The sequence below is a fragment of the Streptomyces sp. C36 genome (genome assembly GCF_040932295.1).
Taxonomy (GTDB): domain Bacteria; phylum Actinomycetota; class Actinomycetes; order Streptomycetales; family Streptomycetaceae; genus Streptomyces; species Streptomyces triculaminicus.
Map to the genome: position 1 here is coordinate 483,595 of NZ_JBFQGI010000003.1, position 17,250 is coordinate 500,844.

A 17,250-nucleotide genomic window follows, 5' to 3' on the forward strand; every position below is an offset into this window, starting at 1 on the left:
ACGGTAGGAACTCCTGCTGGGGGAGGTTCAAGTCGTGTCACCTGACGGCATGTGGAGCATCGGGGAGCTCGCCGAGCGCGCGGGCGTCACGGTCAAGACCGTCCGCTTCTACTCCGACGGCGGCCTGCTGCCCGAGGGCCGCCGCAGCGCCGGCGGCCACCGCCGCTACGGCCCCGAGGCCCTCGACCGGCTGCGCCTGATCCGCTCCCTGCGCACCCTGGACGTGCCGGTGACGGACGTGAACCGGGTCCTGGACCGGGAGGACGCGCTGGAGGACGTCGTCGCGGACCGGCTGCGCGAGGTCGGCTCGCACCTGACCGCCCTGCGCTGGCGGGAGGCCGCCCTCCGGCTGATCCAGGACTGCGCCCCGCACGAACGCGCCGAACGGCTGCGCCTGGTCGGCGCCGTGACCAGCCCGCCCAGCACGGCCGCGCTGGCGCGTTTCTGGCGGTGCTGGCTGCCCCCGAGGCTCCCGGCCCGGGTGCTCTCCGCCGTCCTGGAACGGTCCGTTCCGCAGCCTCCCGACGATCCGAGCCCGGCCCAGGTGCTGGCCTTCGCCCGCCTGCACGCCTTCGTCACCGGCGACTGCCTCGGCGGCACCGGCTGCCAGCCCGTCGTGCACCGGCCCGACACCGGCTACCGTCCCGCCGTGCTCTACGACGGTCTCGTCGAGGCGTTCGCCCTGGCCGCGCCGCATCTGACGGCGCACCGGCCGCCCCACGAGGGCGAGGCCCTCGACTGCTTCGTCGACGCCCACGCCCGGGCCAGCGGCGCCAAGGACACCCCCGCCTTCCGCCGCGGGCTCGGCGAGATGCTCGCCACCGAGCCCCGCATCGACCGGTACTGGCAACTCACCGCCGAGCTGACCGGCCCGTCACGGCCGACCCCCGGGGCCTGTCACGACTGGCTCCACACCGCCCTGGACGACCGGAGCGCCCGGTCGGCCGCCTGAGCCCCGGCGCCCGGGGGCTTCAGTAGCCCGCGGGCCTGACCAGGCCCGTCTCGTACGCGAACACCGCCGCCTGCGTGCGGTCGCGCAACCCCAGCTTCATGAGGATCCGCCCCACGTGGGTCTTCACCGTCTGCTCGGCCAGCACCAGCCCCTCGGCTATCTCGCCGTTCGACAGCCCCTGGGCGATCAGGGACAGCACCTCGGTCTCGCGCTCCGTCAGGGAGCCCACACGGTCCTTGAGCGGGGCGCGCGGGGTGCCCGTCATGCGGGAGAACTCGGCGATCAGCCGCTTGGTGATGTTCGGGGCCAGCAGGGCGTCACCGGCCGCCACCACCCTGACCGCCTGGGCGAGTTCCTCCGCCGAGGCGTCCTTCAGCAGGAACCCCGACGCGCCCGCGCGCAGCGCCTCGTAGACGTACTCGTCCAGGTCGAAGGTGGTCAGGACGAGCACCTTCACCGTGCCGTCGGCCGCCCGCGTCAGGCGGCGCGTCGCCTCGATGCCGCCCAGCACGGGCATGCGGATGTCCATCAGCACGACGTCCGGGGCCAGTTCGGCGGCCCGGTCGACGGCCTCCAGGCCGTTGACCGCCTGGCCCACCACCTCGATGTCCGGTTCCGCGTTCAGCAGGACCGTGAAGCCCTGGCGGACCAGCATCTGGTCGTCGGCGATCATTACCCGGATGGTCATGCGTGCGCGTCCTCTGCCGTAGGAGTGGGGAGTTCGGCCACCACCTCGTAGCCGCCGCCCGGAGCCGGGCCGGTGACCAGGTCGCCGCCCAGCATCGCGGCCCGCTCCCGCATCCCCAGCAGGCCGTGGCCCGCGCCCGGCGAGGGCCGGGCCGGGCCGGCGGGGGCGGTGTTGGCGACGCGGAGCGTGAGCGCCGCCGGGCCGTACCCGACGTCCACCCGCACGCTCGCGCCGGGCGCGTGCCGCATCGCGTTGCTGAGGGCCTCCTGCACGATGCGGAAGGCGGACAGCTCCACGCCGGGGGAGAGCGGACGGACCTCTCCCGACCGCCGGACCTCCACCGTCACCCCGGCGCCCCGCACGTTGTCCACCAGCTCGTCCAGTCGGTCCAGGCCGGGCTGCGGCGCGTGCCGCGCCCCGTCCGCCGTGGCGTCCTCGGAGCGCAGCACGCCCAGCACCTGGCGCAGCTCCGTCAGCGCCTCGAGGGCGTTCTGCCGGATGCCGGCGAGGTTCTCCCTGAGCTCGTCGGAGGGGTTGTCCACCAGGTGGGGCGCGACCTGGGCCTGGATGGAGATCACCGACATGTGGTGGGCGACCACGTCGTGCAGCTCGCGGGCGATGCGGTTGCGCTCCTCCAGCAGGGTGCGCCGGGCGCGTTCCTCCGAGGTGAGCTCCTCCTGCTCGACCAGCCGCGTCCGGGCCACCCGGCCGGTGCGCAGCGACGCGCCGACCACCACCGCGCCCACCAGGTAGCCGACGGCCCGGGTGAGGATCTGGTTGTGGTCGTGGTCGGCGAGCTCCATGTTGGCCACGCCGGCCAGCACGGTGATCGCCAGTGCCTCGGCGGCGACCCGGGGGCGGACCCGCAGCGCGAGCAGGAACAGGAGCATGGTCTGCAGGGCGACGCCCGAGATGCTCCAGGGCCACAGCATGTCGCGGCCGACGCCGTCGTCCCCGGTGTACGCGATCAGGAAGAGCGCGCCGGTCGACAGCCACCAGGCGGCCACGGGGCGGGACATGACGAGGACGACCGCCGACGCGTGGACGGCGATGAGCAGTTCCACGAAGAGCGAGGACCGGTCGATCGCCCGCTCGTACTCGCTGAGATCGGCGAGACCCACAGCCACCGCGAACAGCACCACGTGGGCGTGCGGCAGCCGGCCCAGCCACGGCTGGCGCGGCAGCGGGTCGCGCGCCAGCGTGAACAGGTCCTCGCGCAAGGCGCGCGGCACCGCCGCCAGCGCCCTCGACAGCCGCCGACTCCCCTTTTCCGCGCCCGCCTTCGCGCCCCCCACGCTCATCCGGCCCATCCTAGGCACGCCGTGCCACCGGCACCGGGGCGGGGCGCCCCTCGTGCACCACGGTGCTGCCGCCCCGCGACCGCCCCTGCTCGAACCTGCGGAACACCGCCCAGCACCCCAGCAGCGTCACCGCGAACACCGGCAGCCAGGCCAGCCGCGCGAGCGCCCAGCCGAAACCGTCCGGAACCGTGTGCAGCCCGGGCAGGTCCGCGCCCGCCGCCAGAGTGAGCCCGGTGACGGCCATCATGGCCGTCTGGTGCCAGAGGAAGATCGTCATGGCCGACAGGTTCACCAGGGCCACCGCCGCCCAGACCGCCGGGCGCCGCAGCACCCGCCGCAGCGGGCCGAGCAGCAGCAGGGCCGCCCCGCACTGGGCGAGGCCGAAGGCGACGGCCGCGAGGGTGGGAGGGTTGAGGTTGGAGATCCGGGCGCCGGGCACCCCGACCATGGACGCCGGGTAGCCGGCCCACAGGACGAGCCCGGCGGTGGCGGCGGCCCCGCCGGCCAGCAGCGCCCAGCCCGTCGTACGGCCCGACAGGCGACCGCGCGACCAGGCCGCGCCCAGGCAGTACGGCACCAGCCAGCCGGCGGCCACGTTGATCCACCCCAGCCACCCGGGCCCGCCCAGCGCGAACCGCGCGAGGTCGACGGACAGGACGACGGCCAGGGGCCACAGCGGGTGCAGCCGGGCGACCAGGGGCGTCGCCGCCGTCAGCGCGGCGAACACCAGCAGGAACCACAGCGGCGAGAGCACCAGCTTGACCAGCGTGTGCACGGTCCCCGCGGTGGCGCCCGCCGCCACCAGCGCGCCCGTCACCACGGCCCACACCGCCGGCACCGCGGCCACCGGCCGGAACAGCCGCGTCAGCCGGGCGCCGAGCCATCGCCCGTACGTCGTGCCCCGCGCGCGGGCCGAGCGGTAGCCGGCCGCGCCCATCCGGCCGCCGACCAGGAAGAAGACGGCCAGGGTCTGGAAGAGCCAGGAGGCGGGGGTGAGTTCGGGCAGGTGCCGGAGCGGGCTGTCGCCGCGCAGCGTGCCGCCGTCGGCGACCAGGGCCGTCACCAGCCAGTGGCCGAGCACCACGCCCAGGATGGCGAACGCGCGCAGGGCGTCCACGGCCCGGTCGCGGCCGGGCGGCGTCGCGGAGTCGATCCGCCGGATGAGTTCACGCATGGGCGGATCGTGCTCCGCGCACACCCCGGACCGCGTCGCACCGGAGAGCTCACTCGCGCGTGATACCGGGGTATGACCGGTAGGGGGTACGAGCGGCAGGGGATGCGGTCGTGGGGAAGGGGGCAGGATGCGGGCATGGTGACCACCCTGCGAACGCCCCGACTGACGCTGCGCCGTTGGCGCGAGGACGACGTCGCCCCCATGGCGGCCATCAACGCCGATCCCGAGGTGATGCGCTGGGTCGGCGACGGGTCCGTGCGCGACCGGGCCGCGACCGAGGACGGCATCGCCGCGTGGGAGCGGGAGTGGGAGCAGCGCGGCCTGGGGCCGTTCGCCGTCGAGGTCCGGGAAACCGGCCGGCTGGCCGGCATGGCGGGCCTGACCGTGCCCGTCTTCCTGCCGGAGATCCTGCCCGCCGTGGAGCTCGGCTGGCGGTTCGGGCGGCCGTACCGGGGGCGGGGGCTGGCCACCGAGGCGGCGCGCGCCGTGCTGGACTTCGCGCTGCGCGACCGCGGCCTGGCCCGGGTGGTCGGCGTGCACACGGTGGGCAACGCCGCCTCCGAGGCGATCCTGCGCACCCTGGGCATGCGGCCGGAACGCGAGACGACGCACCCGGCGTACGGGCTGCCCCTGTGCGTACACGTGATCGAGACGCGATGCGCATGACCGGGACGCGTCGGGCGTGACCGAAGTGCGCCGCGGGGCACTCCCGGGCGGGGTCCTCACCCGTTCGGCCGCAGCGCACGTGCCGGGGCCCGGAGCGGCGACCAGCGTGGAGGGCAGCGCGCCGCGATTTCAGGAGGGCCCATGTCCGTGCACTTTGCCGAGCGGGAGTCCGACGACCCGGCGGACGACCGGCCCGGCGATCCGGCGTCGCCCCGCACCGCCGGGCCGCTCGCCGCGGCCGGGCTCGGCGCGCACGGGCAGGTCTCCGGCATCCTCGAGGCGGCCGGGGACGAGCACGTCCGGGCGATCGCCGCCGGCCACTACCACAGCCTCGCGGTGACCGAGGGCGGACGGCTCCTTGCCGCCGGGATGGACGAGGACGGGCAGGTGACGGGCATCGTGGCGGCCGCGAGCGGCAAACCCGTCGCCCTGGTCGCCGCCGGCAGCTTCCACAGCCTGGCCCTCACCCGGGACGGCCGGCTCCTCGCCGCCGGCAAGGACCACAACGACCAGGTCTCCGGGATCCTCGCGGCGGCCCGGGACCGGCGGGTCACGGCGGCCGACGGCGGCACGGTCCACTCGGTGGCGGCGACCGGCGAGGGCGAGCTCCTCGCTGCGGGGCACGACGGCGACGGCCAGGTGTCGGGCATCCTGGCGGCCGCCCGGGGGCGGCGGGTCGCCGCCGTCGCCGCCGGGGACTTCCACACGCTCGCCGTGACCCAGGACGGCCGGCTGATCGCGGCGGGGAGGGACGAGGACGGGCAGGTGTCGGGGATCCTGGCCGCCGCCCGGGACAAGAAGGTCGTCGCCGTCTCGGCCGCCGCCCTGCAGAGCCTGGCGGTGACCGACGACGGGCAGCTGCTGGCGGCGGGCCGGGACGGCAACCACCAGGTCTCGGGGCTGGTGAGGGAGGCTCAGGGCCGCCGGATCGGCGCCGTGGCGGCCGGCAGCCTGCACAGCCTGGCCGTGACCCTGGACGGGGAGCTGCTGGCCGCCGGGAAGGACGGGGACGCCCAGGTGTCGGGCATCCTCGCGGCGGTGGCGGGCCGGCCCCTCGCACTGGTCGCGGCGGGCGGCTTCCACAGCCTGGCCGTGATCGCCCCGGACGGGCCCAGAGGGCGCACGGTCGGCGCCGACCTCCGCCGCGAGGCGGGCCCGGCGGAAGGGTGCTCGCTGCGCCTGCTGCCCGGTCACGAGGGCGTCGACGGCCTCGCCGACGTGGCCCTCGAGGGCGGCGGGGCGGCCCGCGTGTTCCGGGTCAGGGAGGGGGCGGTGGTGCGGCTGGTGGTCCGGGAAGGGGAGCACGTGGTGGGGGAGGGGGAGCTGTACTTCACCTACGACGAGGCCACCGGCGTGGTCGGCGTCGACACCCGGGCCAGCCGCTTCCCCGCGCATCTGACGTGCACCTCGCACGGGGCGAACCGCTTCACGTTCACGTGGCACAAGTGAGCACGCGCGACGCCCCCACCGGCAGGTCCCACAGGTCCCCCCGGGGCCGCCCGCTCGCCTCCCAGGCCGCCCGCACCCGGCGCAGCGGCTCCAGCGGCGGCTCGGCGGACAGCAGGAACGTCGACCAGTGCATGGGGGCCATGGCCCGGGCGCCGAGGTCCGCGCACGCCCGTACGGCCTCCTCCGGGTCCGTGTGCACCGGGCCCAGCATCCAGCGCGGGTCGTACGCGCCGATGGGCAGCAGGGCGAGGTCGATGCCGGCGTAGCGCTCGCCGATGCGCTCGAACCAGTGGCCGTAGCCGGAGTCGCCCGCGAAGTACACCCGCCCGCCTCCGCCCGGCGCGGTGATCACCCAGCCGCCCCACAGCGAGCGGCAGGTGTCGGTCAGGGTGCGTTTGCTCCAGTGGTGGGCCGGCACGAAGTCGAAGCGGACCGGCCCGGCCGGGCCCGGCAGCTCCACGGCCTCCCACCAGTCCAGCTCGGTGACGCGGGTGAAGCCACGGCGGCGGGCCCAGGCGGCCAGGCCCGCCGGGAGCAGCAGATGGGTGTCGCGGGGCAGCCGCTTGAGGGTCGGGGCGTCGAGGTGGTCGTAGTGGTTGTGGCTGATGACGACCGCGTCGACGCGGGGCAGGTTCTCCCACGGCACGCCGACCGGGGTCACCCGGGGCGGGGTGCCCAGGATCCGGCGCGACCAGACGGGGTCGGTCAGGACCGTGAGGCCGCCCGTGGCGAGGACCCAGCTCGCGTGGCCCGCCCAGGTCACGGCCGTCGTGTCGGCGTCGACGACGGGCAGCGGGCCCGGCTCGACCGGGAGGCCGGCCAGCTCCCGCAGCGACTCGGCGCCGGGCCGCAGCCGCCCCTCGCGGGCGAGCCGGGCCAGGGCTCTGACGCCCGGCAGCGGCGCGGTGAGGCGGTCGGTGAACGACCGGGGCCAGGTGCGGACCTCGCCGAGGGGACGCGGTTCCGCGAGGGGGCGCTCGGTCTGTTCGGTCATCTGGGGCTCCATTCGTGGGGAACCGGAACCTTCAGGGGGCGGCGCGGGCGAGGCCGCGCGCTCCCCGACCGACGGTAGATCAGGAAGTGGCCAGTTCACTGAACGCCGTTCCAAAAGTGGACAACGCCCGCGCGACGTCCGGATCCGCGAGGGGATCCGGCGCGTCGAGGGCCCGCCGCCGCCCCTCCTCGGCGGCGCCGAGCAGCGGCGGCGTGGACAGCCGCACCCGCAGCGAGTCGGGGGCGTCGCCGAAGCGGTGGCCGCCGGGGACGGGATGGCCGAGCGCCGCGCTCAGGTGGGCCTCCAGCTCGACGGAGTCGGTGATGCCGCGGGCGGCCAGGGCGTCGCGCTGCTCGCCGAGGTCGGCGTAGAGGTGGGGGCCGGTGCGCGGCGGCCGGCACAGCACCCCGGCCGCGTCCAGCCGTTCGCGGGCGGCGGTGCCCAGGAGGCCGTAGAGCCGGGCGGTGGCGGCGGTGCGGGCGCGGACGGGGCCGGGCTCGGCCAGCGCGTAGCGCACGGCGGCGGCGACGGGCGGGGTCAGTTCCGCCCGTACGGCCGTCAGGAGCGAGGTGGCGCGGGCGAGCAGGGCCGGGCCGGCGCCGCCGGCGGGGAAGCGTGCGACGGCGGCCGGCCAGGCGGCGGGGGTGAGGGGGCCGGCGAGGTCGGTGAGGACGACGACCTGGTCGGGGTACATCTCGGCGGGGCTGACGAAGACCGTCTCGTGCGGCTCGTGGAGGGTGTCGCGCCAGGTCTCGTCGCTGACGACCGTCAGGTCCTCGGCGGCCGCCGCCTCACAGACCTCGTGCAGGATCTCGGGCGGTGCGACGGTGCCGGTGGTGTCGTCGGCGACGGACAGCACCAGGAAACGCGGCCGCCCGCCCTCCGCGCGGATCCGCCGCACGGTCTCCAGCAGCGCGAACGGGTCGGGCACGCCGCCGCACTCGGCCGGCACGCCCACGTGGTAGGCCAGCCGCCCGGCCAGGCGGGCGAGCGGACTGTAGGAGGCGGCGCAGGGGCGGGTCAGCAGCACCTCGCCGCCCGCCGAGGCGAACAGGGCCAGCAGCAGGGGCTGGGCGCCGGGAGCGGCGACGACCAGCTCGGGATCGCACGGCAGGCCGCGCCGGGACCAGTAGCCGCACGCGGCCTCGCGCAGGGGCCGCCCGCCGCCGACCGGCTCGGGGACGAAGTCCGCGGCCGCCTCCGCCAGCCGCCCGGCGAGTTCCGGCAGGACGGGCAGTCCGCGCTCGGCGGCCGGGGGAGCGGAGAGCGCCGCGGGATTCCACTGCATCCGCACGTCCCTCCGTACCTCACCCGGGGTCTTGCGTCCACCTTCGCAGATCACGGCCCGCGCGGCCGGGCCGACACGGGCGGCCGGGTGAGGAGGCGTCCCGGATGGCGAGAAGGGACTCTCGCGATACGAGACGGCGCGCGTACGGTGAGGAGCGCCACGTCATGACGGAGCGAAGGGAACACCATGCCCGAAGCGCGGAACGACCGGAAAGAGCAGGTGTACATCCACGGCCACCACGAGTCCGTGGTGCGGTCCCACGGCCGGCGCCGGGCCGCCGACTCGGCCGCCTACCTGCTGCCCGAGCTCAGGCCCCACCACCGCGTCCTGGACATCGGCTGCGGCCCGGGCAGTATCACCGCCGACCTGGCGGCCCTGGTGCCCCAGGGGCGTGTGACCGGCCTCGACGCGGCCGCCGGCATCCTCGCCCGGGCCCGCGAGGCCGCCCGCGAACGCGGCGTCGACAACGTCGACTTCACCGTCGGCGACGCGGGCGCCCTCGACTTCCCCGACGGCTCGTTCGACGTCGTCCACGCCCACCAGGTGCTCCAGTACCTCGCCGACCCGGTCGCCGCCCTGCGCGAGATGCGCCGCGTGTGCCGACCGGGCGGCGTGGTGGCCGTACGCGACGTGGTCTACACGGCCATGACCTGGTACCCGCGCGTCCCGGGCCTGGAGGACTGGCAGCGCGTGTACGTGGGCGTCGCCCGGGCCGGCGGCGGCGAGCCGGACGCCGGGAGCCGGCTGCTGGGCTGGGCCCGGCGGGCGGGCCTGACCGACGTCACCGCCACGGCGGGCGCCTGGTGCTACGCGGGGCAGGAGCGACGCGCCTGGTGGAGCGGCCTGTGGGCGGACCGCACGCTCTCCTCGCCCTTCGCCGGCCTCGCGGTCGCGGGAGGACACACGGACCGGGCGGGCCTGGAGGCGATCGCGCGGGCCTGGCGGGAGTGGGGCCGTCACGAGGACGCGTGGTTCTCGGTACTGAACGGCGAACTGCTCTGCAGGGTCAACTAGCCTGGTTTTCATGAACATTCTGGGGACTTCACTACGGGTGTGCGTCAGTGATCTGGAAGCGTCCATCGCGGTGTACGAACGGCTGACGGGGGCCGAGGCGCTGCGCTTCCGGCGGGGCGCGGTCTCCGTCGCGGCGGTCGGCTGCTTCTTCCTCATGAGCGGACCGGAATCGGAGGTGTCGGTACTGCGGAGGATCACGGCGACGATCGCGGTCACGGACGTCGACGAGGCGCTCGTCGACCTCCAGGCGGTGGGGGCCGACATCATCGCCGGGCCGGTGCCGACGCCCATCGGCCGGAATCTGGTGGCCCGGCACCCGGACGGATCGGTGTTCGAGTACGTGGACCGCAAGGCGGCGTGAGCCGACGCGCCGTACGGGCCGCGCGTGCGGCCCGTACGGCGCCGGGTCAGGACCGGGCGCCGAAGTCGTAGCGCTCCGGCAGCGGATGCAGCCGGCGGGCCCGCGCCCGGACCGCCTCGGTCACGGGGCCGTCCCCCTCCACGAGCCGCTCGGCGATCGCCCGCCACACCTCGGCGAGCGACGCCTCGCCCTCCCGCAGGTCGTCGACCTCGAACCCCTCGTCGAACACCGCCCGCGCGGCCGGCGCGTCCCCCTGGGCCAGCAGCACCCGCGCGCCCAGCAGCCGGAAGCGGCCGCGCGCACGGTCGGCCGCACCCACTCCCGCCAGCACGCCGGCCGCCGCGTCCGGCCGCCCGGCGGCCAGCAGTGCCGTGACCGCCTCGTGCGCCAGCGCGGTCAGCGCCGCGCGGGACGCCCGCGCCGCGCGCGCCTCCTCGACCGCGGCCGCGTAGCGGTCCGCCGCGCGCTCGGGATGGCCGCCCGCGCGGTCCGCCGCGGCCAGGCAGCGCAGCGCGGGCCATGTCAGCCCCTCCCGCAGGGCCCGCTCCCAGCTGCGCGCGGCCTGTGAGCGGTCCCCGGCGTGCCACTGGGCGACGCCCAGGTGGTAGGCGGTGTACGGGCCGGGCTCGGCCGCCTCCAGCAGCTCGCGCCAGCGCGGCGAGACGAGCGAGGGGCCCGGCACCGGGCCCCGCTCGGTGAGCGCGCCGGTGCGCAACAGCTCCTGCCACGGCCGCTGTTCCTCGCCCAGCGTCGCCGCCGGGAACGGCGTCCCCGGCAGCTCGAGGCCGCCGCGCTCCGCCTCGAGCGCGCCCCAGCCCGACCCGGCGGCCAGCACCTCCTTGGGCTCGTGGTCGGCGTACGGCCGCCAGGCGGCGAACGCCGCGTCCACCTCGGCCCGCGGCAGCGCCGCCCCCAGCCGGTCCGCGACCTCGGCGCGCGCCGCCCGCCAGTCGGCGCCGTGCGTCCGGGCCGGGTCGGCGGCCAGCGCCCCGTACGCCTCCAGCCAGGCGAACTCCCCGCCGGCCTCCAGGGGGACGTGCTCCAGCTGGGTGCGCGCCAGCCCCGCCTGGATCTCGGCGTAGCCGCCGGTGCCCGGCTCGGTGAGCCACTCCTGCTGCCGGCGGCCGGCCGGGCTCGTGCCCCACACGAACAGCTTGCGTCCGCGCAGGAGGTCGGTGGAGGTCTGGACGAGCCCGCGGCCGTCCTCGCCGAGCGCGGCGATCCAGCGGCGCTCGCCGTCGGGGAGGTCGTAGAAGTGGTCGGCGTGCCGGTCGCCGGCGAGCGGGTAGGAGCTGTCGGCGCCGTCCCCCGAGGGCACCGCGACCCGGCGCAGGGAGCGCTCGTAGCCGAAGTGCCAGGCGGACTCCGCCGGGACCAGGACGCGCAGGCCCGGCTCCTCGCGGACGGCGGTGTTGGACCACCAGTACACCGGGGCGGGACGGTCGTGCGGGTTGCGGACGCGCACGCCCGCGTAGAGGAAGGCGGAGCCGTCGGGCAGCCACAGGTCGACCTGGAAGGGCAGGTCGCGCAGCCGCTCCCACTCCCACAGCCGCAGCATCTCGCCGCCGTCGGGCGCCGGTACGCGCGCGGCGTGCAGCGGGGCGACGGACAGCGGGCCGTGACCGGTGGCGCCGGTGTTCCACTCGATGCCGCCGGAGAACCAGGCGCCGTTGAGCGCGAAACCGGCGGGCTGGAGAACGGGGTTGCTGTAGAGGAGGGAGCGGCCGGACGCCTTGTCCTCGAGGGAGTGCACGCGGCCGCCGAGCGAGGGCAGGACGGTGGCGCGCAGGAGGTCGTTCTCGATGACGATCGCGTCGAGGTCCGTGGGGACGCGCACACGGGAGTAGTCGTCGCGGCGGCGCACGGGCAGCAGGGAGCGCAGCGGCGCGTAGCGCATCTGCCGGGCCATCTCGGCGGGGAAGTCCTCGGGCCCGCCCGGGCCCGGGCGGTGGACGTCGGGGAACACGGCCAGCGGCGGCAGCGGGTTCTCGGGCCCCAGGGGAGCGGCGGGCAGGGTCAGGACGGTGCGGCGGATGGTGGTGGCCATGGCGACTCAGCTCCTCGTACGGGCCGCCGTACGCCCGGCGCCCCCCTCGATGACCGGCGCGTCCGCGCGGTCGACGAATGCTTCCCCGCGCTGTCGCCCCGTGAACGGTCGCGCGGGAGACGGGGAATGACCCTTACCGCTTCCATGCCGGGGCGTCCGCGCCCAGCGGCCCCGGCGGCCGGCCCCAGTCGCGCGGCCCGCCGTCGAAGGCCACGGCGAGCGCCGCCCAGGCGTGCTCCGTGGCACGGGTCGATCGCTTGATCATCCTCAGAGTGTGGCACTGAGTGTCATGGGCTGGGAAGAGGGCCGCAGGCCCAGCGCCGGCCCCGCCACCAGTGCCCGCAGGATGCCCGCGGTGGCGCCCGCCAGGCCGTCGATCAGTCGCTCGTCGGCCAGCAGCACGTCGGTGATCTGGCGGCTGTAGCGCTCCGCCGACTCCCTGGCGAACCCCAGCAGCGGCCAGCCCCAGACGGAGGCCAGGTACACGCCGTGCCGGACGACGCAGGGCCGGGAGGGATGGGTGGACTCGACGATGGGCTCGACGGCCGTCCGGTTGGTGGCGCAGCCCCCGACGAGGTCGACGACGACCGTGCCGGGCCGGAGGACGGACCGCAGGTCGTCGTCGGTGACGAGGTAGTGGGTGCCGCGGACGGCGGGCGGCTGCTCGGCACCGTTGATCACGAGGTCGCTGGAGCGCAGGTACCGGAGCAGGTGGGGGCGGCGCGTGGCCCGCTTGGTGAGGACGTCGATCTCCCGCACGCCGTGCCGGACGCACTCGTCGAGGGCGCCGAAGGCGACGTTGCCGTAGCCGAGGAGGCAGACCCTGAGGTCGTCGGGCGCGTGCGGCCCGTGCCTGTTCCGGAGGGCCAGGTCGATTCCGAAGCGGGCGCCGGCGCGGCCGGTCTCGTGCAGGCAGTGGATGCGCCGCTGGCCGTAGGGGCGCGGCGGCCGCTGGGCGCGGTACGCGGCCACGCGCGCGGCGGCGATCCGGGCGGCGGCCTCCTCCAGCTCGCCGAAGCCCACCGTGACCGTGGCGGGCGCGGCGGGCCGGGACCGCAGCACGCGCAGGGACCGGGGGCGGCGGCGCGCGGCGTACTGAAGGCCTCCGAAGGCGTCGCCGGAGAACCCGATCAGGGCGACGGAGAGGTCCTCGGCGGCGTGCCCGCCCACGGCCGCGAGGAGGTCGCGCATGGCCAGGCGGCTGCGGACATAGGAATCCGTGAGAACCTCCGGGCATTCCCGGATCAGCTCCATCGCGACGATATTCACCCCGCACGCGTTCGCCACCTCCACCCTTTCCGGTATGGACAGCGGATGCGCCATGCAGAACAGAGTGGAACCCGGGTCCATACAGGCGAGGTCGTGATGGGCCGGGCCTTTGAGCTTGATGACCAGGTCCTTGTCGCGATAAAGGGCGTCGCGCGTTTCGACGGTGGCGCCGGCCGCCGTGTACAGGGCGTCGCACAACCCCATCGCCTCCCCCGCGCCCCGCTCGACGGCGACCGCGCACCCGTGCCGGACCAGCGCCGACACGGCGGCGGGGGCCAGTGCGACCCTGACCTCCGAGCCGTCGGGATTCTCCGGGGAAAGGTGCTCGGCGGCGAGACCTATGCGATGAAAGGGCCGGTTCCTCATGGCCGGGCCGAGGGCTGCCGTCATATTCGGGCCCCTTTCGTGCGGGCCTTCTCTCATGATGGCAGAGCGTGCGCGGCGCCGCCCGTCGCGATAAACTCCCCGCCCGCCGCGGCCGGCGGGCGGAACGCACGAGGAATTCCCGGGGATCGCGTTCTCCGCCGAGCGCTCCGAACCCGTGGAACCCGTGGAAGGAACCGGGCGCAGGCCCGTCATCCCCCGATCGGGTGACATCGGCCGTGGAGGCCGCGCGGGCGTCGCCGAGGTCTACGCTGGGACCCGGTGAGCGACCCGGTGAGTGATGACACGTACCCGCCCGAGCCGGAACCGCACGGCAGGACCTGCCAGTGGTGCCACGGCGCCGGATATGTGACGCGGGCGCTGGCCTACAGCCCCGGCACGGACCCCTTCGCGGGCCCGGCGGAGACCGTCCACCGAGCCGCGCAGTGCAAGCACTGCCGGGGCTCGGGCACCTATGACTCCGACCTCGACCCCACCCTCTGATGGCGCCCGCGCGCCGTACCCCGGCCGTCCGCCGCGCGTCGGCGTCCGCAAATCCGGCCGCGCGGCCTCCGGTCCCCCTGATTCCGCTTGATGGGGGCCCAGTGGACGAATCGCGGCCTCGAGCCATGATCGCGCAACCTTTTGCGGTCGGCGGGCGGGCTGCGCGGGACAAAAAAATCTAATTTGGCGGCCCGGAGGGCGCCGGTCAATATGTGCTGTCGCACATACCTGTGCTCTTGCAGAGGTGTGCGCCGTCGCCCGAGAATCGGCGACCTGCCCAGCACGAGAGGTGCAACCACCCCATGCACGACACCGACGGCACACCCTCACGCCGTTTCGGCCTCCCCACCGCCATCACCCTGGTCATGGGGAACATCATCGGCGGCGGCATCTTCATGCTGCCCGCCTCGGTCGCCCCGTACGGCACGGTGAGCCTGCTCGCCTTCGTCGTGCTGACGGTCGGCGCGATCGCCCTCGCTCTCGTCTTCGGCCGGCTCGCCGGGCGCTTCCCGCGCACCGGTGGTCCGTATGTCTATGCACGGGAGGCCTTCGGTGACTTCGCCGGGTTCCTGTCGGCATGGTCGTACTGGACGATGACCTGGGTGAGCAACGCCGCCCTCGCGGTCGCCGGCGTCGGCTACCTCCATGTGCTGACCGGCTCCGGGTCCAAGGAGCTGGACCTGGTCCTGGCCCTGGCCCTGCTGTGGCTGCCCGCGCTGGCGAACCTCGCCGGCACCCGCTGGGTGGGCGTCGTGCAGCTGGTCTCCACGGTGCTGAAGTTCCTGCCGATGCTGTTCGTGGCGGTCGTCGGCCTCTTCTTCTTCGACCCGGCCAACCTCGGCCCCTTCACCACCGGCGGCGGCAACTGGACGGGCGGCCTGACCGCCTCCGCCGCGATCCTGCTCTACAGCTACGTCGGCGTGGAGTCGGCCGCGATCAGCGCGGGCGAGGTCCGCGACCCCGAGCGCAACGTCGGGATCGCCAGCGTCGTCGGCACGATCGGCGCGGCCGTGGTCTACCTGCTGGGCACGCTCGCCGTCTTCGGCACCGTCGCGCACGACAAGCTGGTGGACTCCACCGCGCCGTTCTCCGACGCCGTCGACGCGATGTTCGGCGGTCACTGGGGCGGCACCCTGATCGCCCTCGCCGCCGTGATCTCCATTACCGGAGCGCTCAACGGCTGGACCCTGATGAGCGCGCAGATGCCCTACGCGGCGGCCCAGGACGGGCTGTTCCCCGCCGTCTTCGGCAAGAAGCGGCGCGGCGTGCCGACGGCCGGCGTCATCGCCGCCGCGGTGCTGGCCTCGGCGCTGACGATCATCAACTACACGGCGGGCGTCGGCGGGGTCTTCGAGATCCTCGTCCTGATCACCACCTTCTCCGCCACCGTGCCCTACCTGCTGGCCACCGCCGCGCAGGTGTACTTCCTGCTGAGCGGGCAGCGCGAGAAGATCCACGCGGGCCGGATGACCCGTGACCTGGTGCTCGCGCTCGGCGGGTTCGCCTTCTCCTTCTGGCTGGTGGCGGGCGCCGGTTACGCGGCGGTCTACCAGGGCGTGCTCTTCCTCTTCGCAGGGATCATCGTCTACGTGTGGATGGTGGCCCGCCGCCCCGCGAAGCGGCAGGAGCAGCAGGAGCAGGAGCGGCAGGCGACCGAGCGCGAGAGCGCGGACGAGCCGGAGCTCGTGGGCTGACCGTCAGGCCGTGACACCGCCGTCGAGCACCAGCTCGGTGCCGACGGCGTAGCCCGCCTCGTCCGAGGCGAGGTGGAGGACGGCGGCGGCGATCTCGGCGGGAGTGCCCGCGCGGCCCAGCGGGACGTCGCGGGTCATCCGCTCGGACTTCTCCGTCGCCGACTCCCCGGGGCGGCTGGACATCGGGGTCTCCACGGGGCCGGGGCTGACGGCGTTGATCCGCACCCCCTCGCCGATGTGGTCCAGGGCGGCGCTGCGGGTGAGCACGGAGACGGCGGCCTTGCTGGTCGCGTACGCGCCCAGGTTCGCCAGGCGCTTGTGCGAGCCGAGGTTGGACGAGATGTTCACGATGGCCCCGCCGCCGTTCTCCCGCATGTGGGCGATCTCGTGCTTCATCGACAGCCAGACGCCCGTGAGGTTGGTGGCCAGGGTGGCGTGCCAGTCCTCCTCGGGGATGTCGGCGACCTTCGCCGGCCGGGCGAGCATGCCGACGTTGTTGACGGCCACGTCCAGGCCGCCGAAGCGGGCCACGGCCGCCTCGACCATGGCCGCCACCTCCCCGGCCCGCGTCACGTCGGCGGTGACCGCGGCGGCCCGGCCGCCCTCGGCCTCGATGAGGCCCACGGTCTCCTTCAGCGGCGCCTCCCGGCGGCCGGCGACCACCACGGCGGCGCCCTCACGGGCGAAGGCGAGGGCGATGGCCTGCCCGATGCCGGTGCCGCCGCCGGTGACGAGGACGGTCCTGCCGGTGAAACGTGCGCTCATGTCGATGACTCCTCGGGTGTGCCGCACCGCGCGAGCGGGGAGCGGCAAGAGTAAGAGAACGATCGGTCTTGAATTGGGGTACGGCGAAGCCCGGGCCGCCGGGCCGCCGGACGGTCAGTCCAGCAGGGTCAGTGCCTGCTCGGCCGCGTCCCGCATCAGGTCCGCGTCCGGGCCGGTCTTGCCGATCACCCGCAGGCCCTGCAGGAAGACCAGCAGCATGCGGGCGAGCGCGACCACGTCGCGGTCGGCGGCGAGCTCACCCTGGGCCCTGGCCCTGGTCAGCGCCGAGGTCAGCGCGCCCTCCAGGGTGCCCCAGGCCGCCTCGACCCGGCGTGCGGAGTCCGCGTCGTGCGCGGCGAGCTCCACGGCCGTGTTGGTGACGAAGCACCCGCGCCGCAGCGCGTCGCAGGACGCCTCGTCCGTGAAGCGCCGCACCAGCGCCCGCACGGCGGGCAGCGCCGGCCCCGGCGCCGAGAGCTCCTCGGTGACGACCGGCCCCTGCTGCTCGCCGTAGCGCTCCAGCGCCTTGAGGTAGAGCTCGTGCTTGCTGCCGAACGTGGCGTACAGGCTCGCCCGCGCGATCCCGAGGTGCGCCACGAGATCCGCCATCGACGTCGCCTCGTAGCCGCGCCGCCAGAACAGCTCGAGGGCTGCCTGCAGCGCGGCGTCCGGGTCGAATTCCTTGGTCCTGGCCACGAACAGGACCCTAGTCCTATCTGGA

Annotated in this window: 17 protein-coding genes; 7 read left to right on the plus strand and 10 right to left on the minus strand. The window is 75.2% G+C overall.

Going from position 1 to position 17,250, the window contains the following annotated elements; translation table 11 throughout:
* Positions 1-49 precede the first annotated feature (49 nt).
* Positions 50-952 carry a MerR family transcriptional regulator gene (locus AB4K12_RS11955; protein ID WP_368434449.1) on the plus strand — a complete coding sequence of 301 codons (903 nt, stop codon included), beginning with the start codon at positions 50-52 and terminating at the stop codon, positions 950-952.
* A gap of 19 nt (positions 953-971) precedes the next feature.
* On the opposite strand, the gene AB4K12_RS11960 is transcribed toward AB4K12_RS11955, so the two are convergent.
* The 3 genes from AB4K12_RS11960 to AB4K12_RS11970 are packed head-to-tail and all read right to left on the minus strand — an operon-like array spanning position 972 to position 4,115.
* Complete coding sequence (locus AB4K12_RS11960; protein ID WP_368434177.1) at positions 972-1,640, minus strand: response regulator; 669 nt, start codon at positions 1,638-1,640, stop codon at positions 972-974.
* Positions 1,637-2,941, minus strand: a complete 1,305-nt coding sequence (locus tag AB4K12_RS11965; protein ID WP_368434178.1) for a sensor histidine kinase — start codon at positions 2,939-2,941, stop codon at positions 1,637-1,639. The genes AB4K12_RS11960 and AB4K12_RS11965 overlap by 4 nt, the downstream gene beginning before the upstream one ends.
* Positions 2,942-2,951: 10 nt before the next feature.
* On the minus strand, positions 2,952-4,115 hold the full coding sequence (locus AB4K12_RS11970) for an acyltransferase (protein ID WP_368434179.1): 1,164 nt from the start codon (positions 4,113-4,115) through the stop codon (positions 2,952-2,954).
* A 138-nt stretch (positions 4,116-4,253) separates the two neighbouring features.
* Between AB4K12_RS11970 and AB4K12_RS11975 the strand changes: the two genes are divergently transcribed.
* Both AB4K12_RS11975 and AB4K12_RS11980 read left to right on the plus strand, forming a co-directional pair.
* Entirely contained in the window at positions 4,254-4,781 is a 528-nt protein-coding gene (locus AB4K12_RS11975) for a GNAT family N-acetyltransferase (protein WP_368434450.1), read from the plus strand.
* Positions 4,782-4,922: 141 nt separating this feature from the next.
* On the plus strand, positions 4,923-6,230 hold the full coding sequence (locus tag AB4K12_RS11980) for an RCC1 domain-containing protein (RefSeq protein ID WP_368434180.1): 1,308 nt from the start codon (positions 4,923-4,925) through the stop codon (positions 6,228-6,230).
* Here AB4K12_RS11980 and AB4K12_RS11985 read toward each other — a convergent pair.
* Together AB4K12_RS11985 and AB4K12_RS11990 are read right to left on the minus strand one after the other, a co-directional pair.
* Positions 6,214-7,224 carry an MBL fold metallo-hydrolase gene (locus AB4K12_RS11985; protein WP_368434181.1) on the minus strand — a complete coding sequence of 337 codons (1,011 nt, stop codon included), beginning with the start codon at positions 7,222-7,224 and terminating at the stop codon, positions 6,214-6,216. The genes AB4K12_RS11980 and AB4K12_RS11985 overlap by 17 nt on opposite strands.
* 79 nt (positions 7,225-7,303) lie before the next feature.
* Complete coding sequence (locus AB4K12_RS11990) at positions 7,304-8,512, minus strand: aminotransferase class I/II-fold pyridoxal phosphate-dependent enzyme (protein ID WP_368434182.1); 1,209 nt, start codon at positions 8,510-8,512, stop codon at positions 7,304-7,306.
* 186 nt (positions 8,513-8,698) lie between these two features.
* Between AB4K12_RS11990 and AB4K12_RS11995 the strand changes: the two genes are divergently transcribed.
* Together AB4K12_RS11995 and AB4K12_RS12000 are read left to right on the plus strand one after the other, a co-directional pair.
* Positions 8,699-9,526 carry a class I SAM-dependent methyltransferase gene (locus tag AB4K12_RS11995; protein WP_368434183.1) on the plus strand — a complete coding sequence of 276 codons (828 nt, stop codon included), beginning with the start codon at positions 8,699-8,701 and terminating at the stop codon, positions 9,524-9,526.
* Between the two features lie 10 nt (positions 9,527-9,536).
* The gene (locus tag AB4K12_RS12000; protein WP_362252292.1) at positions 9,537-9,887 is read left to right on the plus strand and encodes a VOC family protein; all 351 of its coding nucleotides are present in this window, start codon (positions 9,537-9,539) and stop codon (positions 9,885-9,887) included.
* Positions 9,888-9,933: 46 nt separating this feature from the next.
* Here AB4K12_RS12000 and AB4K12_RS12005 read toward each other — a convergent pair whose 3' ends face one another.
* The 3 genes from AB4K12_RS12005 to AB4K12_RS12015 form a co-directional block, all read right to left on the minus strand.
* Positions 9,934-11,934 carry a DUF5107 domain-containing protein gene (locus AB4K12_RS12005; RefSeq protein ID WP_368434184.1) on the minus strand — a complete coding sequence of 667 codons (2,001 nt, stop codon included), beginning with the start codon at positions 11,932-11,934 and terminating at the stop codon, positions 9,934-9,936.
* A 133-nt stretch (positions 11,935-12,067) separates the two neighbouring features.
* Positions 12,068-12,199 carry a hypothetical protein gene (locus tag AB4K12_RS12010; protein WP_368434185.1) on the minus strand — a complete coding sequence of 44 codons (132 nt, stop codon included), beginning with the start codon at positions 12,197-12,199 and terminating at the stop codon, positions 12,068-12,070.
* 2 nt (positions 12,200-12,201) lie between these two features.
* On the minus strand, positions 12,202-13,593 hold the full coding sequence (locus AB4K12_RS12015; protein ID WP_368434186.1) for a hypothetical protein: 1,392 nt from the start codon (positions 13,591-13,593) through the stop codon (positions 12,202-12,204).
* 267 nt (positions 13,594-13,860) lie between these two features.
* Here AB4K12_RS12015 and AB4K12_RS12020 point away from each other — a divergent pair, with 267 nt between their 5' ends.
* Together AB4K12_RS12020 and AB4K12_RS12025 are read left to right on the plus strand one after the other, a co-directional pair.
* Complete coding sequence (locus AB4K12_RS12020; protein WP_368434187.1) at positions 13,861-14,070, plus strand: hypothetical protein; 210 nt, start codon at positions 13,861-13,863, stop codon at positions 14,068-14,070.
* Between the two features lie 302 nt (positions 14,071-14,372).
* The gene (locus tag AB4K12_RS12025; RefSeq protein ID WP_368434188.1) at positions 14,373-15,764 is read left to right on the plus strand and encodes an amino acid permease; all 1,392 of its coding nucleotides are present in this window, start codon (positions 14,373-14,375) and stop codon (positions 15,762-15,764) included.
* Positions 15,765-15,767: 3 nt separating this feature from the next.
* On the opposite strand, the gene AB4K12_RS12030 is transcribed toward AB4K12_RS12025, so the two are convergent.
* Positions 15,768-16,529, minus strand: coding sequence for an SDR family NAD(P)-dependent oxidoreductase (locus AB4K12_RS12030; RefSeq protein WP_368434189.1), 762 nt, complete (start codon positions 16,527-16,529; stop codon positions 15,768-15,770).
* 114 nt (positions 16,530-16,643) lie between these two features.
* Entirely contained in the window at positions 16,644-17,225 is a 582-nt protein-coding gene (locus AB4K12_RS12035; protein WP_368434190.1) for a TetR/AcrR family transcriptional regulator, read from the minus strand.
* Between the last annotated feature and the right edge of the window lie 25 nt (positions 17,226-17,250).

Bases quoted from the DNA above. Each gene is read 5' to 3' on its own strand.
- AB4K12_RS11965 (WP_368434178.1), bottom strand. From the start codon at position 2,941: ATGAGCGTGGGGGGCGCGAAGGCGGGCGCGGAAAAGGGGAGTCGGCGG.
- AB4K12_RS12005 (WP_368434184.1), bottom strand. From the start codon at position 11,934: ATGGCCACCACCATCCGCCGCACCGTCCTGACCCTGCCCGCCGCTCCC.
- AB4K12_RS12010 (WP_368434185.1), bottom strand. From the start codon at position 12,199: ATGATCAAGCGATCGACCCGTGCCACGGAGCACGCCTGGGCGGCGCTC.
- AB4K12_RS11990 (WP_368434182.1), bottom strand. From the start codon at position 8,512: ATGCAGTGGAATCCCGCGGCGCTCTCCGCTCCCCCGGCCGCCGAGCGC.
- AB4K12_RS12015 (WP_368434186.1), bottom strand. From the start codon at position 13,593: ATGACGGCAGCCCTCGGCCCGGCCATGAGGAACCGGCCCTTTCATCGC.
- AB4K12_RS12030 (WP_368434189.1), bottom strand. From the start codon at position 16,529: ATGAGCGCACGTTTCACCGGCAGGACCGTCCTCGTCACCGGCGGCGGC.
- AB4K12_RS12000 (WP_362252292.1), top strand. From the start codon at position 9,537: ATGAACATTCTGGGGACTTCACTACGGGTGTGCGTCAGTGATCTGGAA.
- AB4K12_RS11985 (WP_368434181.1), bottom strand. From the start codon at position 7,224: ATGACCGAACAGACCGAGCGCCCCCTCGCGGAACCGCGTCCCCTCGGC.
- AB4K12_RS11955 (WP_368434449.1), top strand. From the start codon at position 50: ATGTGGAGCATCGGGGAGCTCGCCGAGCGCGCGGGCGTCACGGTCAAG.
- AB4K12_RS11980 (WP_368434180.1), top strand. From the start codon at position 4,923: ATGTCCGTGCACTTTGCCGAGCGGGAGTCCGACGACCCGGCGGACGAC.
- AB4K12_RS11960 (WP_368434177.1), bottom strand. From the start codon at position 1,640: ATGACCATCCGGGTAATGATCGCCGACGACCAGATGCTGGTCCGCCAG.
- AB4K12_RS11995 (WP_368434183.1), top strand. From the start codon at position 8,699: ATGCCCGAAGCGCGGAACGACCGGAAAGAGCAGGTGTACATCCACGGC.
- AB4K12_RS11970 (WP_368434179.1), bottom strand. From the start codon at position 4,115: ATGCGTGAACTCATCCGGCGGATCGACTCCGCGACGCCGCCCGGCCGC.
- AB4K12_RS12025 (WP_368434188.1), top strand. From the start codon at position 14,373: ATGCACGACACCGACGGCACACCCTCACGCCGTTTCGGCCTCCCCACC.